At 65.3% G+C, this 14,621-nt stretch carries 16 protein-coding genes; 1 reads left to right on the top strand and 15 read right to left on the bottom strand.

Annotated elements, in window-relative coordinates; genetic code table 11:
- Positions 1-21: 21 nt before the first annotated feature.
- The 9 genes from IEW15_RS18565 to IEW15_RS18525 all read right to left on the bottom strand — a co-directional run bounded on the left by IEW15_RS18565 (position 22) and on the right by IEW15_RS18525 (position 8,160).
- Complete coding sequence (locus IEW15_RS18565; protein WP_188580686.1) at positions 22-1,650, bottom strand: Rne/Rng family ribonuclease; 1,629 nt, start codon at positions 1,648-1,650, stop codon at positions 22-24.
- Positions 1,650-2,279 carry a Maf family protein gene (locus IEW15_RS18560; RefSeq protein WP_229708283.1) on the bottom strand — a complete coding sequence of 210 codons (630 nt, stop codon included), beginning with the start codon at positions 2,277-2,279 and terminating at the stop codon, positions 1,650-1,652. The genes IEW15_RS18565 and IEW15_RS18560 overlap by 1 nt, the downstream gene beginning before the upstream one ends.
- Before the next feature lie 8 nt (positions 2,280-2,287).
- Positions 2,288-2,506, bottom strand: a complete 219-nt coding sequence (gene infA / locus IEW15_RS18555) for a translation initiation factor IF-1 (RefSeq protein ID WP_188580682.1) — start codon at positions 2,504-2,506, stop codon at positions 2,288-2,290.
- A 310-nt stretch (positions 2,507-2,816) separates the two neighbouring features.
- Positions 2,817-3,869, bottom strand: a complete 1,053-nt coding sequence (locus tag IEW15_RS18550; protein ID WP_188580678.1) for a methyltransferase — start codon at positions 3,867-3,869, stop codon at positions 2,817-2,819.
- Between the two features lie 105 nt (positions 3,870-3,974).
- Positions 3,975-4,841, bottom strand: a complete 867-nt coding sequence (locus IEW15_RS18545; protein WP_188580676.1) for an alpha/beta fold hydrolase — start codon at positions 4,839-4,841, stop codon at positions 3,975-3,977.
- The gene (locus tag IEW15_RS18540; protein WP_188580674.1) at positions 4,838-5,683 is read right to left on the bottom strand and encodes a class-II aminoacyl-tRNA synthetase family protein; all 846 of its coding nucleotides are present in this window, start codon (positions 5,681-5,683) and stop codon (positions 4,838-4,840) included. The genes IEW15_RS18545 and IEW15_RS18540 overlap by 4 nt, the downstream gene beginning before the upstream one ends.
- Complete coding sequence (locus IEW15_RS18535) at positions 5,683-5,946, bottom strand: acyl carrier protein (RefSeq protein ID WP_188580672.1); 264 nt, start codon at positions 5,944-5,946, stop codon at positions 5,683-5,685. The genes IEW15_RS18540 and IEW15_RS18535 overlap by 1 nt, the downstream gene beginning before the upstream one ends.
- Positions 5,943-6,818, bottom strand: a complete 876-nt coding sequence (locus tag IEW15_RS18530) for a diiron oxygenase (RefSeq protein ID WP_188580670.1) — start codon at positions 6,816-6,818, stop codon at positions 5,943-5,945. Before IEW15_RS18530 ends, IEW15_RS18535 begins: the two co-directional genes overlap by 4 nt.
- Positions 6,819-6,912: 94 nt before the next feature.
- The gene (locus tag IEW15_RS18525) at positions 6,913-8,160 is read right to left on the bottom strand and encodes a YbfB/YjiJ family MFS transporter (protein WP_188580668.1); all 1,248 of its coding nucleotides are present in this window, start codon (positions 8,158-8,160) and stop codon (positions 6,913-6,915) included.
- 130 nt (positions 8,161-8,290) lie between these two features.
- Here IEW15_RS18525 and IEW15_RS18520 point away from each other — a divergent pair, with 130 nt between their 5' ends.
- Positions 8,291-9,214 (top strand): LysR substrate-binding domain-containing protein, encoded by a 924-nt coding sequence (locus IEW15_RS18520; protein WP_188580666.1) that lies wholly within the window; start codon positions 8,291-8,293, stop codon positions 9,212-9,214.
- Between the two features lie 27 nt (positions 9,215-9,241).
- On the opposite strand, the gene IEW15_RS18515 is transcribed toward IEW15_RS18520, so the two are convergent.
- The 6 genes from IEW15_RS18515 to dcd all read right to left on the bottom strand — a co-directional run bounded on the left by IEW15_RS18515 (position 9,242) and on the right by dcd (position 14,357).
- Positions 9,242-9,676, bottom strand: coding sequence for an arsenate-mycothiol transferase ArsC (locus tag IEW15_RS18515; protein WP_188580664.1), 435 nt, complete (start codon positions 9,674-9,676; stop codon positions 9,242-9,244).
- 32 nt (positions 9,677-9,708) lie between these two features.
- Entirely contained in the window at positions 9,709-10,230 is a 522-nt protein-coding gene (locus tag IEW15_RS18510; protein ID WP_188580662.1) for a UPF0262 family protein, read from the bottom strand.
- A gap of 164 nt (positions 10,231-10,394) precedes the next feature.
- The gene (gene hisD, locus IEW15_RS18505; RefSeq protein WP_188580660.1) at positions 10,395-11,696 is read right to left on the bottom strand and encodes a histidinol dehydrogenase; all 1,302 of its coding nucleotides are present in this window, start codon (positions 11,694-11,696) and stop codon (positions 10,395-10,397) included.
- Positions 11,680-12,363, bottom strand: a complete 684-nt coding sequence (gene hisG, locus IEW15_RS18500) for an ATP phosphoribosyltransferase (protein WP_188580658.1) — start codon at positions 12,361-12,363, stop codon at positions 11,680-11,682. Before hisG ends, hisD begins: the two co-directional genes overlap by 17 nt.
- A gap of 66 nt (positions 12,364-12,429) precedes the next feature.
- Entirely contained in the window at positions 12,430-13,719 is a 1,290-nt protein-coding gene (gene murA / locus IEW15_RS18495) for a UDP-N-acetylglucosamine 1-carboxyvinyltransferase (RefSeq protein WP_188580655.1), read from the bottom strand.
- 83 nt (positions 13,720-13,802) lie between these two features.
- The gene (gene dcd, locus IEW15_RS18490) at positions 13,803-14,357 is read right to left on the bottom strand and encodes a dCTP deaminase (protein WP_188580653.1); all 555 of its coding nucleotides are present in this window, start codon (positions 14,355-14,357) and stop codon (positions 13,803-13,805) included.
- Positions 14,358-14,621: the final 264 nt, after the last annotated feature.

Below are 14,621 nucleotides of genomic sequence, written 5' to 3'. Positions count from 1 at the left end.
ATGGGTCAGCATGCGCCCAGGTCAGTCGCGCTCCGCCAGATCGAAGGCATCACGGGCCATCGACGGATCGGCACGGACCTCGACCACGGCATCGGTCAGTTCCGACACCGCCTCGACCATGCCCACGCGGCTGTCGGTCAACAGGGCGGCAACGTCGGGCGACGCCATCACGGTCAGGGCGCGCGCGGCGACCCGCCCGGGCCGCGGGCGCAGCAGCAGCCGGCGGGCCGCGCGCATCACCTCATAAGCCACGGTCTCGGCCGATTTCACCCGGCCGGTGCCGCCGCAGGTGTCGCAATCTTCTGTCAGCACCTGTGACAGGCTCTCGCGGCCGCGCTTGCGGGTCATCTGCACCAGACCCAGTTCCGACATCGGCAGCACCGTGGTCGAGGCCCGATCGGCCACCAGCGCCGCGCGGAAGGCGTCATAGAGCTTCTGGCGGTTCTCCGTCCGCTCCATGTCGATGAAATCGACCACGATCAGCCCGCCCAGATTGCGCAGCCGCAATTGATGGGCGATGACCTCGGCGGCTTCGAGATTGGTATGCATCACCGTCGCTTCCTGGTCGGCCTCGCCGACGAAGCGTCCGGTGTTCACGTCGACCGCCGTCAGTGCCTCGGTCTGGTCGATGACGACGAACCCGCCCGACGGCAGCCGCACACGGGGTTGCAGCGCCTCGGCGATCACATCCTCGACCCCGAAACTGTCGAACAGCCCTTCCGGACGGTCCCACAGCCGGATGCGGTCGACCAGATGCGGCATGAAGCGTCGGGCGAAGGCCAGTGCCCGTTCATAGGCCACCGGCTCGTCGATCAGCATTTCGGCCACACCTTCCTGCGCCTGATCGCGCAGCGACCGCAGCAGCGGGTCAAGGTCGACATGCAGCGGTCGCGGCCCGCCGCCACGCGCGGCGCCGGCTTCCAGATCGGCCCACAGCGTCCGCAGATAGGCGGCATCGGCCTCAAGTTCGGCGGCGGACGCGCCCTCGGCCGCCGTGCGGACGATGAAACCGCCCTCGCCGGCATCGGTCAGCGGCTGGACGATCTCGTGCAGCCGCTCGCGCTCGACCTCGCTGTCGATCCGCCGCGACACCCCGACACCGCCTTGAAAGGGCGTGAACACCAGGTGCCGGCCAGGCAGGCTGATATTCGCGGTCAGCCGGGCACCCTTGCCCTTCACCGCGTCCTTGGTGACCTGCACCATGATCTGGTCACCATCGGCGACACAGTCACCGATCATCAGCCGGCGCGACCGCTGCGTCTGCAATGGCGTCGCCGGCCGCACCTCGACCTCGGCATCGGTCTCGTCGGGCTCCATCGCCGCGGTCACGGCGGCAGCGGCGGCGGCGAGTGCGGCGGCATTGGCCGCCGCCGCGTCCGATGCCTCGCGCGACAACCGGTCGGCCGCGGCACGGGCACGCGGCAGAACCCGCGCGTCATCGGCATGCAGAAAGGCGTTACGACCCAGGCCGACACTGACGAAGGCCGCCTGCATGCCGGGCAGAACCCGCGACACCTTGCCCAGATAGATGTTGCCGACCGCGCTGCGATGGGCCAGACGCTCGATCTGCACGTCGACCACCCGGTCGCCCTCGATCAGGGCCACCCGGGTCTCGTGTTCGGCCTGGTCGATCAGCAGCCGGTTGGTCATCAGGCATCTCCGGCAGCGTTGAAGACATCGATCCCGGATGCCGCCAGCAGCGACGCGGTCTCGACCAGGGGCAGGCCCACGACATTGCTGTATGAGCCGGCAATGAACGGTATCAAGGCGGCGGCCAGGCCCTGGATGGCATATCCACCGGCCTTGCCCTGCCATTCGCCGCGCGCGAGATAGGTTTCACGCTCGGACAGGGACAGGCGTTTGAAGCCGACCTGGGTCATCACCACCCGCGCGCGCGCCTTGCCCGCGCCATCGATGACGCATACCCCACCATAGACACGGTGACGGCGGCCAGACAGCAGATCAAGGAAACGCCGCGCCTCGGCAATATCGGACGGCTTGCCGAGCGCCCGGATGCCGACGGCCACAACGGTATCGGCGGCCAGTACAACGGCCTCCCGGCCATGCAGGCGACCGTCCGGTTCCGCCATCAGCACGCCACGGGCAGCCTCCGCTTTCGCGATGGCCAGCCGCAATGCCAGTTCGCGGGGTGATTCGTCGCGCCGCCGGCTTTCATCGATGTCGGCGGCCTGAACCAGATCGGGCATGATGCCGATCTGCCCCAGCAGGTCGAGACGCCGCGGCGACGCGGAGGCCAGGACCAGGACGGGCGCAGACACCGGACGCCTCACTTGAAGCGGTAGGTGATACGTCCCTTGCTCAGGTCGTACGGGGTCATCTCGACCGTCACCCGGTCGCCGGCCAGAACGCGGATCCGGTTTTTGCGCATCTTGCCCGAGGTGTGGGCGAGGATCTCGTGCTCGTTGTCGAGCTTCACGCGAAACATCGCATTGGGCAGAAGTTCGGTGACGGTGCCCTGAAATTCGATGACGTCTTCTTTTGCCATGTGGCCTGCTGCTTCCTGTAGACTTCGGGAGAGTGGGGAACCTGGAGTGATAAGCCATGCGCACGCGCCGCCTGCAGCAGACGCCGCGGCGACGCGTGGAAACTTGTTCGATCGCCACAGGCGCTGAACGCCCGCGGAATTGAGCGGCGAATTATCCGCCGATGGCATCACAGACGCAACCCTTATCCACCCATGGCGACCCCAGACACGAAGAAGCCGGCCCGGACACGAAGAAGCCGGCAGGGCGTGCGGCTCTGCCGGCTGCAGGGATGCCATCTCGATGGCGGTGGCCAGGCGTTGCAGCCGGTGATCAGGCTTTGCGGCCGGTGATCAGGCTGCGCCAGCCAATGCCGTGGCTGACCTGGATATCGACGAAGCCCGCCTGTTCCATCAGCGACCGCATCTCGGCGACTGAATAGCATCGTCCTTCATACAGATACATCATCAGCACCGAGTATTCGGCGACCGGTGCCGGTCCGGCTTTGTCATCGTCGAGATGCGCGCTGTAGATCGCGACCTGACCTCCGGCATTGAGCGCCGCATAGGATTTCCGCAGCAGAACCGCACCGCTTTCAAGCGTCCAGTCGTGGAGGATGTGGGTGTAGAGATGGGTGTCGAAGCCCTCTGGCAGCGGGTCGGCGAACATGTCGGCGCCGATCACGTCGATCCGATCGACCAGGCCGCGCTGATCGATATGCCAGCGCGCGACATCATCGACCGGCGGGCGTTCCAGCACCGTCACCGACACATCCGCGTGCCGCGCCACGATCGCGCTCGAATAGATGCCCGAGCCACCGGCCACATCCAGCAGCCGCGCCCCCGGCACCTGAAGCATCCGTGCCAGATCGGGTGCCAGCACCGCCCCGCGGCTGTCCATGACGGCGGTATAGTACCGGGCGAAATCGGGACGGCGCATCAGGTCCGTCCACTCCTCCTTCGCGTTACCGGCCTCGGATTTCCCGGCATGCCTGGCCTCCCAGGTCCTGGAATGGCCGCTCTGCAGGACATAGAGCAGATCCTGAACGCCGGCGCGTTCCTTCAACGAGGCGTAATACGGTCTGAGATCGTTTGCCGAACCGGCGACCATATGATCGAGGGCGAGCGCGCTTGGCCGCAGGCCGTGGTCGTCCTCGACCAGCAGCCCCCAGGACAACAGCAGCGTGAACATGGTGTCGGCCGGGCGGGCATGGATGTTCAGTGCCTTGCACACCGCCGCGCGGGGGCCCGGCGATGCCACAAGATGATCGAACAGACCCACCCATGTGGTGGCGACAACGAACATGTCGATCGCGAACGCGGACTCGCGCAATCGAAGCATGTCGTCGGTGGTGGATACGACCTTTTCCGGTGAAGAGATGAACATCGCGGAAACTCCTCGGAAATCAGGGGCACGCAGGTTCGGCGGGCGGCGGCCCTGGCGCACATACGGCATCGCCCATCCGTGCTGGCGGTCTCCGTGATCGCTGCGTCAGCGATCGCGGCGCAGGATAGACATCAGGACGGCGGCGGTGGCCTGCGGCGCCTCGACCGCGAAAGTATGGCCGCATGCGATACGATGGGCCGGCGCCTCGATCGATCCGGCATAGGCCATCGCCGCCTCGGCAGGGATCAAGCTGTCATATACCGGCACGATCACGTCGACCGGACAGGTCATCCGCCCGGCGGGCTCGGCCCGGTCGATCTGGGCCCGGTCGATCTGAGCACGGTCGATCTGAGCACGGGCAAGTCGCGCCAGGCATTCCGGCCGCCGACCATAATACTGGCGATAGCGCAACGACATGACGTCCAGGATCCGGGGGTTGTCCTCGATGAAGCCGGGCGAGAACATGTGGAAGGCGATAACACGCACCAGCATGTCGACATCGCCGGTATCCGCCACCCGTGCCAGGTTGTTGAACCACTGCCGCCAATAGGACTGAAAACCCGGCGTCGACACAGCACCCAGCACGACATGGCGCGGCGACAATCTGCCCCGAGAGACCAGCGACCGAACGATGTCCGCGCCGGCCGAGAACCCGACCAGGGTTGCTGACGAGATATCGAGGCAAAGCTCGTCGAACAGGTCGGCGATCACCGTGCAGTGATCGTCGAAGGTTACGATGTCGGGGCCGCTGTCACTCAACCCTTGATTGAGCATATCGAAGCCGACCGACATCACGGTCTGCGGCAGCAGGCTTTGAACGCCCTGCCATGAGTCGATGCTCTGGAACAGGCCGTTGACGAAGATCAGCGGCGGCCCTTCCCCTGAGATTTCGACATGCATGCCGCGCCGGCTGCGCAGCCGGGTGACGGGCGGGTCAATCGGCTCCGGGCGGTGACGGGTGACGATCGTCATGGCGCATCCCCGATTGCCTGAACGATCCGTCGGGCATCGCCCTCGAAGCGGCGGTCCAGGGCATGCAGCCAGCGCTCCAGCCCGAAGGCGACACAGCCGGTGCTCGCGACCGTGCCGTTGATGGTGATGCCGCAGCGTTCGCCGAAGAAGTTCCGGTGATAGTTCAGCGAGGCGATGGCAAGCGTGCCATCGAAGACGAATTCCTCCTTGGTGGGAAACAGACCGGCGGCAAGCGCGCGGTCGCTCGACCGGTCGAAGAACGGATCGGTCGCGACCTCGATTTTCAGATCCAGCCCCAGCACCTGCCCCAGCCCCAGGATGCGCTGGCGGAAATGGCCCAGATGGGCGGTGATGCTGGCGGGCAGGCCGATGCGGACGATTTCGCGCATGGTGAAACCGCGCAGCCGTTCCAGCCCCTTGTAATGGGTCTCGTTCCTGAAGCACTGGGCGACCGTCGTTATCACACGGTCCTGGCCGAGATCCTGCCCACGCGCATGGAGATAGACGTTGTAGCAGGCGGCAGGCGGCAGCGCGAAAGCCGCATCATCCAGGTCCGCCGCAGGAATCCGGTCGGCCGTCGCTGCCGGGTCGTTGTCGGAATAAGCCGTCCAGCGCCGTTCCGACACCGTGCAGGCACAGAGCCCCAGATGCGGAAAGTTGTGGAAATAATCGAACCGCGCCAGATCCCGCAAGGGCAGCAGATAGGGAAACCGCATCTGCTCGGCACCGACCTCGCCGGCGCGACCCAGGATCCAGCGCTCCAGGGCCTGTTGAACGGCCATGCCCTCGGCACTGAGGACCGCGAAGCCGTCGACCGCCTGGAACAAAGGCGATGTATCCATCACGCGACCTCCCCCAGAACGCCGTCGCGGATCCGACGGATGGTGCGCATGTTCTCGATATCGATCTTCGCGATATCGATCTCCCGCTCCACCAGCTCTTCAAGAAAAGCCACGAAGTTCATGATCGACAGGCTGTCGAGAATCCGGCTTTCGATGATGTCGGTATCCAGATCGACGGGGCCGGGATCGCCGCCATGGCGCCGGCGGTAATTTTCGACGATCCAGTCCGAAATGGCGCGCTGCCAGGTCTCTGTTGTGGTCACAGCACGACCTCCCCGTCACCGAGAATGGTCTGGTCGCGCAGAAACCCGATAGCGCGACCAAGCATCTTGTTGTGATGAGCGCGACGGGCCGGATGCTGGCGCAGCAGGTTGCGCATCCTGAACGGATCTGAGCAGCCCGCATCCCGATAGACCTCGGCGCGGTACAGCACATCGATGCTGCGCGCCATATAGCCCCGGATATGGGCATCCAGCCGAGCGCGCGCGGCGTCAGGGTCGGGCGCCGCCGACATCAGCCTCTGATGAAGAAGCACCACCATCCGCCGGCCGAAGGCGACATGCCGGCTTTCATCCAGATGGTGCAGCCAGTTTACCTGCCGGATGATCGGGGGCACCACCTCGCTGCGGCCGACCCTCATATTGATGTATTCAACAATTTCCTCAAAGATCAGTATGTTGACGAAGACGACAAGATCACGTTCCTCTGGTGTCGTCTCGTCACCCTCGAACATCTTTATTTCGGGAATTCGATAGATCTTCCCAGAATAGTCTTTGCATATCTTTGCAAAAAACCACATGTGCTCGTTTTCTTCACCAAGAAAATGATGTAGGAAGTCATCAGCAAACTGAAACTCGGGGGTGTCTACGCGAAGGGCGACCTCGACGAGCGCCTCCCGGATACCGTGGATATTTAAACTGTAAAAATTGACAGATTCCCACTTCGATATCTCGATCAGAGTCTTCTCTGAAAATGTCTCCATATATTCCGTGCCATAAATGGTCAACAGCTCGGCATCCATCCACATTTTCCCGGGATCGATAACCTGCGGCCATTCTATTGTCGTGTACGGATTCCAGTAATTGTTAACAGAGCGTTTAGATAGACGGTCTATGACATCATCCGCGGCGATCATGGAATTCCCTCCACCCATTTTTTCATCAAGCCGGTAAGCCCGGCCTTTTCATTTTTCAAAGAAACTAAAGCACAGTTACACGCAATCTGGAACTCTATTTAATAACCAATGGTTGATTTTTGCTGACGAGGGCGCCGAGCAGAAGCGCCACGGCCGATGCCGCCAGTCCGATCGACAACCGGCCGGTCGCATCGGCCAGCCACCCGGCCACGACCGGCCCCAGCGTCTGGCCGAAGGCGAACAGCAGGGTGAAAACGGCGATGGCCCGCCCCCATGCCTCCTGGGGCAGCGACTGGCGGAGAAAGGCCGTCGCCGCCGCCGGCGTGATGAAGAAGGCGCTGCCGAACAACGCCGCCGACAGCAGCATCACCGGCAACGAGGTGTCGATCAAAGGCAGTGAAGCGCCGACGGCGACCACCAGAACCGTGGCCGCCATCGGCGTTCCGCCCGACCAGCCGGCAAGCGCGTGGCGCCAGATGCGGTGCGAGAGGGCCGTCACCACGCCCAGTACCACCCACACCAGCGCAACGTTGCCGGGCGAGGCCCCGGCCTCGGACATATGAGCGATGATGAACGTCATGTAACCGATATAGCCGAAGGCGAACAGAACATAGCCGGCAGCCAGCCAGGCGAAGGGACGGATCGACCAGGACGCGCGCATCGCCGGCCGCGGCGGCAGCGCAATGGCCCGCGCCGCCGCCCAGGTGCCGAGGCAGGCCGCACAGGACAACAGGCCCAGAACGATCCAGGCCATATCCCAGGCACCATTGCCCTGGCTGGCGAACAGCCAGGGCAGCACGCCGCCCGACACGGCAATCCCCAGACCGCCCCCCGAAAAATAGACCGCGATCGCGGCCGACGCGCGCCGCCCGTCGCCATCGCCGATCCTGGCTGCCAGCGCACCACCCGAAATGAACACGAATGCCCCGCCCACCCCTGCCACGGCACGCAGGCCCAGAAGCGTGGGGTAATGGCTGGTCATGCCCGACAGCACCAGGGCAAGCGCCGACATCACCATGCCGGTATTCAACAATGTCCGTGCCCCGGCCCGGTCGATCGCCCGCAGCGTGACAAAGGCCCCAAGCAGATACCCGATGGCATTGGTGGTGTTGACCCAGCCGGCTTGGGTATAGCTCCACGACAGATCGCTGCGCATCGCGGGCAGGATCAGGGCGAAGGCGAAGCGTGCCAGGCCGTTGGATGCGGCCGGCCCCAGCGACAGGCCCAGTGCCAGAAGATAGTCCCGCCGCAGAGACACCGGAGCGTCGCCACCGGCGGCGGCCGGCCATGATCTCTGAAGCCGCGCCGCCGTATCGCCAGCCCGATGCCTGCCCTGTTCCATCAACCCGATCCTCGTCGCCACAGATGCGCACCGCGCCTGCTCAGGCTCACACCTGCCATGCCACGCGACCATCGAATTTATCTATGATTGAATGGTATGAATTCTGAACATGGTGAACGGATCGCCCGACATGCTGCCATCGACCAAGGCCCTGCGCGCGGTGGAAGCGGCCGCCCGTCGACGAAGCTTCACCGGTGCCGCCCACGAACTGGGCCTGACCCATGGGGCGGTCGCGCAACAGATCAGGGGGTTGGAGGCCAGCCTCGGCTGCCAGTTGTTCGTGCGTCACGGTCACGAGATGATCCCGACGCCGGCATGCAGCGATCTGGCGGTGACGCTGCGCAACGCGCTGGCGATGATCGAGGCGGCGATATCCCAGGCGGCGCACGTGCCGGTCGTCGGCCTGCTGACCGTCAGCACCCTGCCCGCCTTCGCGACCCGCTGGCTGATCCCGCGCCTGCCGCACTTCAGCGCGCTTTATCCGGCGATCGACATGTCGTTGCGGGCAACCCAGGCGCTGGAAGAACCGGGGCAGGCCGATGTGATGGCGTCGATCCGCTATGGCGCCGGGCTCTGGCCGAAGCTGGCCGCACATCGCCTGTTCGGCGAAACGGTGTTTCCGGTTTGCGCACCGGACCTTCGTGACCGACATTCGCCGGCAGCCCCGTCCGAACTGGTCGACATGCCGCTGCTGCGCTATCCCCGCCAGCCGTGGGCACCCTGGTTTCAGGCCGCCGGCCTGGATCTGCCCGAACCGACACGTGGCCCGATCTATTCCGAGATGCTGCTGCTGCTGGAAGCGGCCGCCGCCGGCCATGGCGTCGCCCTTGCCCGCGAACATCTGGTGGCCGGCGACCTGCGGACCGGCCGCTTGGTCAGGCTGTTCGATATTGCCATCCAGGATCCGTTCGCCTATCACCTGGTCTGGCGGCCAGCCGATCAGGCGGCACCGCAATTGAGCGCCTTCGTGGCCTGGATCATGGCCGAAGCTGAGGATTACATCCGCGCCGGCATCATGCACAGGCAGGTGCCATCTGTACCGGACGTCACCTGATCCGCCGGCGCGGCGCGCATCCCCTCGTCAGAGCGCCATCGAGCCCATCGGCGGAAACCGCTGGCGGATGCGGCGCATCAACTGGTCGCGGACCTCGCGGAACGCGTCGAGTTGCTGATCGCGGCTGCCCTCGGCGATCGACGGGTCGAAGGTCGGCCAGTATTCGACGTCGCACGCCATGTCGCGCGTCAGCTCGACCGCCTTGTGCTGCGCCTCGGGCGACAGCGACACGATCAGGTCATAAGACCCGTCTTCCAGATCGTCGAAGGTTTTCGGCCGGTGCTTCGACAGATCGACGCCCAGTTCCTCGGCCACCGCCACCGCGAACGGATCGACGGGCGCACGCCTGACACCGACGCTGTCGACGAAGATCCGCCTGCCATGCAGCAGTTTCAGCATGCCCTCGGCCATCGGCGAGCGAATCGAGTTGAGCGTGCAGCAGAACAGCACGCTCGACGGCATCCGCAGTCTCGGCCGCCCGGTTGCGTCTGCGATCATTGCCGGATATGCAGCACGCAAAGCAGCGTGAACAGGCGGCGCGCGGTGTCGAGATCCAGCTCGACCTTGCCCTCCAGCCGATCCTTCAGCAGTTCCGAGCCTTCGTTGTGAATCCCGCGCCGGCCCATGTCGATCGCCTCGATCTGCGACGGGCTCTGCGACTTGATCGCGGAAAAATAGCTTTCGCAGATCATGAAATAATCTTTCACGATACCGCGAAACGGCGCGATCGGCAGCGTGACGCGGGTCAGCATCCGGCCGGTTTCATCACTGATATCGAAATACAGCCGGTTGTCCTGAATGCTCAGCAGCAGATCGAACGGCCCGTCCGACGAAACCCCCAGCGGCGCAAAATGGTTCTGCTCCAGCAGATCGAAAATCGCCACCTTGCGCTCATGCTCGACCTGCGGCCCCAGTGCAACCACGCTGCCCTGATCGAGCTTGAGGCTGGCGATCCGCGGATGTGCCGGGCGGTGTTTCTCCGCATCGGCGGGTTGCGGCTCGTGACTGTCGGCCATTATGGAGCGGCTCCTCGGATCGACGGGTGACCGGCAGGCAGGTGCCGGTCGGCTCGACGGGTGACCGGCAGACAGGTGCCGGTCGGCTCGGCAGGTGACCGGCAGACAGGTGCCGGTCTGGGGCTTCGGCCTGCGCGGTGCCCGCCCGACACCAGGCGTCGGGATCAGTCGCCAGACACATCCAGCCGGATGGCAACCGACAGGGCATGCGCCCCCAACCCTTCCGCTTCGGCCAGGCTGATCGCATGGCCGCCGATCACCCGCAGCGAATTCTCATCGCAGGCGATCAGTGAACTGCGCTTCATGAAGTCGAGCACCGACAGGCCCGAAGAGTACCGCGCGCTGCGTGCGGTGGGAAGCACGTGGTTCGGCCCCGCGACATAGTCACCGATCGCCTCGGGCGTATACCGTCCCAGGAAAATCGCGCCGGCATTGCTGACCCGGGCCGCCAGGGCATCGGGGTCGGTAACCGCCAGTTCCAGATGTTCAGGCGCGATGCTGTCGATCAGCGGCGCGGTCTGCATCAGATCATCGGTGACGATGATCGCGCCGTTCTCGCTCCAGCTCTGCCGGGCGATGGCGCCCCGCGGCAGGCGGCTCAGCAGCTCGTCGACCGCCGCGGCGACGCGGTCGGCATAGGCCGCGTCATCGGTGATCAGGATCGACTGGGCGGCGCTGTCATGCTCGGCCTGCGACATCAGATCGGCCGCGATCCAGCGCGGATCGTTATGGGCGTCGGCCACCACCAGAATCTCCGACGGCCCCGCGATCATGTCGATGCCGACCGTGCCGAAGACCTGACGCTTGGCCGCCGCCACATAGGCGTTGCCCGGCCCGACGATCTTGTCGACCGGTGCCACGGTCTCGGTGCCATAGGCCAGCGCCGCGATCGCCTGGGCGCCGCCGATCCGGTAGATTTCGTCGACACCGCAGATCCGCGCCGCCGCCAGCACCAGCGGGTTCAACACGCCGCCGGGCGTCGGCACGACCATGGCGATGCGCTTCACACCCGCCACCCGCGCCGGAACGGCGTTCATCAGCACCGATGACGGATAGGCCGCCTGACTGCCGGGGACATAGATGCCCGCCGCCGCGACCGGCCGCCAGCGCGCGCCCAGCCGGACACCGGTATCGTCGGTATAATCCATATCCTGCGGCACCAGCCGGGCATGGTAGGCGCGGATCCGGTCGGCCGCCACCTCCAGGCTGTCTATCAGATGGCGCGGGCAACTGGCCACGGCCGCATCCACCTCATCGGCACCGATGGTGAGGCCGTCTGCACCGATGGTCATGTGGTCGAAGCGGGTGGTGTAGTCGATCACCGCCGCATCACCGCGCAGCCGCACATCATCCAGGATCGCCCGGACAGCGTCGTTCACCTCGTCGGTGGTTTCGCGCTTCATGCCCAGCAGGGCCTGGAAGGCGTGGGGGAATAACGGGTCGTTGACGTCAAGCCGCTGCGGCATTGCTCACCACCTCGCGAAAACGGTCGATCCAGCCGCCGATCGTCTGCGGCCGGGTTTTCAGAGCCGCACGGTTGACGACCAGATACGACGTCACCTCGGCCACCGTCTCCACCTCGACCAGGCCATTGGCTTTCAAGGTCGAGCCGGTCGAGACCAGATCGACGATCCGGCGGCACAGGCCCAGCTTCGGCGCCAGTTCGATGGCACCGTTCAGCTTGATGCATTCGGCCTGCACGCCGCGCGCCGCGAAATAGGCCCGGGTGACGTGCGGATATTTGGTTGCGACGCGGACATGGCTCCAGCGGCGCGGATCGTCGCCATGGGCCAGATCGGCCGGCTCGGCCACAGCGATATGGCAGCGGCCGATATTCAGATCCAGCGGCGCGTACAGCTCGGCATAGTCGAATTCCATGATCACGTCGCGGCCGCAGACACCGATCTCGGCGGCACCGAACGCCACGAAGGTGGCCACGTCGAAGCTGCGCACCCGCACCAGCCGCACCCCCGGCTGGTTGGTCTCGAATTCCAGCTTGCGCGAGGCATCGTCGAAGAAGTCGGGCTCGGGTGTCAGCCCGGCCTCGGCCATCAGCGGCAGCACTTCCTTCAGGATCCGCCCCTTGGGCAGCGCGATCGTCAGGCCGCGGCGGGGAGAGGTTGCGGGGCTCATCGGCTCTGGTTTCCTTGGATGCTGTCCGGCAGGGGTCGACCTGGACGGGCCGCCGAGCGGTGGCGGTCAGGCGCCCCCGGTCAGCCGGGTGATGTCGGCACCGCAGGCGGCGAGCTTCGCCTCGATGTTCTCGTAGCCACGGTCGAGATGATAGACGCGGCTGACAACGGTTTCACCACGCGCGGCCAGCCCCGCCAGCACCAGCGAGGATGACGCGCGCAGATCGGTCGCCATCACCGGCGCACCGGTCAGCTTCGGCACGCCGCGCACCAGGGCCGATGCGCCATGCAGCACGATGTTGGCGCCCATGCGGTGCAGTTCCGGCACATGCATGAAGCGGTTCTCGAAGATGGTCTCGGTCACCATCGCGGCCCCCTCGGCCACCGTCATCAGAGCCATGAACTGCGCCTGCATGTCGGTGGGAAAGCCGGGATAGACCTGGGTCATCACGTCGGCGCCGCGCAACGGCCCCTGGTCACGAACGATGCGCACGCCGCGATCGGTGACGGTGATCCGCGCGCCGGCCTCTTCCAGCTTTTCCAGCACCGATGCGATCAGCGCCGCATCCAGCCCGGTCAGTTCGACATCGCCGCCGGTGATGGCGCCGGCGATCGCATAGGTGCCGGCCTCGATCCGGTCGGGCAGCACCGAATGTTCGGCGCCATGCAGCCGGGCGACGCCATGGATGGTCAGGGTTTCAGTATCGATGCCCTCGATACGCGCGCCCATCGCGGTCAGGCAGCGCACCAGGTCGCCGATCTCGGGCTCCCGTGCCGCATTGTCCAGAATGGTCGTGCCATCGGCCAGGGATGCCGCCATCAGCAGGTTCTCGGTCGCCCCCACCGACACGAAGGGCATCCGGATATGGGCGCCCTTCAGCCCCCGGGGCGCCGTTGCCCGGATATAACCACCCTCAAGCTCGATGACCGCCCCCAGATCTTCCAGGCCCTTCAGATGCAGGTCGACCGGCCGGGTGCCGATGGCGCAGCCGCCGGGCAGCGACACCTGCGCCTCGCCCACCCGCGCCAGCATCGGCCCCAGCACCAGGATCGAGGCCCGCATCTTACGCACCAGATCATACGGGGCGGTGGTGTTGGTGATCTGCCCGGCATCCAGCGCCAGAACCCGGCCTTCATGGCCGCCGCTGTGGCCGCCATTCATCGTGCAGACCACGCCGTGCTGGGCCAGCAGCTTCACCATGGTGGTGATATCGGCCAGATGCGGCAGATTGGTCAGGGTCAAGGTGTCGGCCGTCAGCAGACCGGCCGCCAGCAGCGGCAGGGCGGCATTCTTGGCACCGCCGATCGGGATGATGCCTTCGAGCGGCCGGCCGCCCCGGATACGGATGCTGTCCATTCCTGGCCCGTTCTGGCTGTGGGTGTCGATAAGGGTGTCGGACTGAAGGCGCGTGGCGCCACCTGACAGGATCATCGCCATGGTCACAGACGCGGCAGCGTCACGCCGCGCTGGCCCATATATTTACCCAACCGGTCCTTGTACGAGGTCTGGCACGGCTGCTCGCCCTTCAGGAACAGGAACTGGCAGGCGCCCTCGCCGGCATAGATCTTGGCGGGCAGCGGCGTGGTGTTGCTGAACTCCAGCGTCACATGGCCTTCCCATTCCGGCTCCAGCGGCGTCACGTTGACGATGATGCCGCAACGCGCATAGGTCGACTTGCCGACGCAGATCACCATGATGTCGCGGGGAATGCGGAAATATTCCACCGTCCGCGCCAGGGCGAAGCTGTTCGGCGGGATCACGCAGACATCGAGCTTGCGGTCGACGAAGCTGCGGTCCGAGAAATCCTTCGGATCGATGACCGCGCTGTCGACATTGGTGAAGATCTTGAACTCGTCGGCCACCCGCGCGTCATAGCCATAGGATGACAGCCCGTATGAGATCATGCCCTCGCGGACCTGCTTCTCGACGAAGGGCTCGATCATCCCCTCGTTCAAGGCGGTCTCGCGGATCCATTGATCGGACATGATCGACATCGGGTGCATCTCCCGCAGATGACAGAAGGCGTTGGCCGGAACGGCGCCGCGCCCGCAACCGGATGGCCCGCGCACACCGGAGTGACGCGGATCGGCCGATGCAGGCAGGGGGGCGACCATCGGGGCGCCGCTGGCCTCTTATAGACGACGCCGCAGCCGGGCTCAACGACGCGTTCGGCAACCCCAGGGCAACGAGTTCAGGTTAACGCGGTGATCGGAATCTCTGGCGCACGATAGTTTGGCGTGATTCAACAGGCTTCCACA

This window comes from Tistrella bauzanensis, from assembly GCF_014636235.1.
GTDB lineage: Bacteria > Pseudomonadota > Alphaproteobacteria > Tistrellales > Tistrellaceae > Tistrella > Tistrella bauzanensis.
The sequence above is the reverse complement of the archived record's forward strand: the minus strand, read 5'-3'. Positions and strand labels throughout refer to the sequence as shown.

Bases quoted from the DNA above. Each gene is read 5' to 3' on its own strand.
- IEW15_RS18565 (WP_188580686.1), bottom strand. From the start codon at position 1,650: ATGACCAACCGGCTGCTGATCGACCAGGCCGAACACGAGACCCGGGTG.
- infA (WP_188580682.1), bottom strand. From the start codon at position 2,506: ATGGCAAAAGAAGACGTCATCGAATTTCAGGGCACCGTCACCGAACTT.
- IEW15_RS18550 (WP_188580678.1), bottom strand. From the start codon at position 3,869: ATGTTCATCTCTTCACCGGAAAAGGTCGTATCCACCACCGACGACATG.
- IEW15_RS18545 (WP_188580676.1), bottom strand. From the start codon at position 4,841: ATGACGATCGTCACCCGTCACCGCCCGGAGCCGATTGACCCGCCCGTC.
- IEW15_RS18540 (WP_188580674.1), bottom strand. From the start codon at position 5,683: ATGGATACATCGCCTTTGTTCCAGGCGGTCGACGGCTTCGCGGTCCTC.
- IEW15_RS18530 (WP_188580670.1), bottom strand. From the start codon at position 6,818: ATGATCGCCGCGGATGATGTCATAGACCGTCTATCTAAACGCTCTGTT.
- IEW15_RS18525 (WP_188580668.1), bottom strand. From the start codon at position 8,160: ATGGAACAGGGCAGGCATCGGGCTGGCGATACGGCGGCGCGGCTTCAG.
- IEW15_RS18520 (WP_188580666.1), top strand. From the start codon at position 8,291: ATGCTGCCATCGACCAAGGCCCTGCGCGCGGTGGAAGCGGCCGCCCGT.
- IEW15_RS18515 (WP_188580664.1), bottom strand. From the start codon at position 9,676: ATGCCGTCGAGCGTGCTGTTCTGCTGCACGCTCAACTCGATTCGCTCG.
- IEW15_RS18510 (WP_188580662.1), bottom strand. From the start codon at position 10,230: ATGGCCGACAGTCACGAGCCGCAACCCGCCGATGCGGAGAAACACCGC.
- hisD (WP_188580660.1), bottom strand. From the start codon at position 11,696: ATGCCGCAGCGGCTTGACGTCAACGACCCGTTATTCCCCCACGCCTTC.
- hisG (WP_188580658.1), bottom strand. From the start codon at position 12,363: ATGAGCCCCGCAACCTCTCCCCGCCGCGGCCTGACGATCGCGCTGCCC.
- murA (WP_188580655.1), bottom strand. From the start codon at position 13,719: ATGGACAGCATCCGTATCCGGGGCGGCCGGCCGCTCGAAGGCATCATC.
- dcd (WP_188580653.1), bottom strand. From the start codon at position 14,357: ATGTCGATCATGTCCGATCAATGGATCCGCGAGACCGCCTTGAACGAG.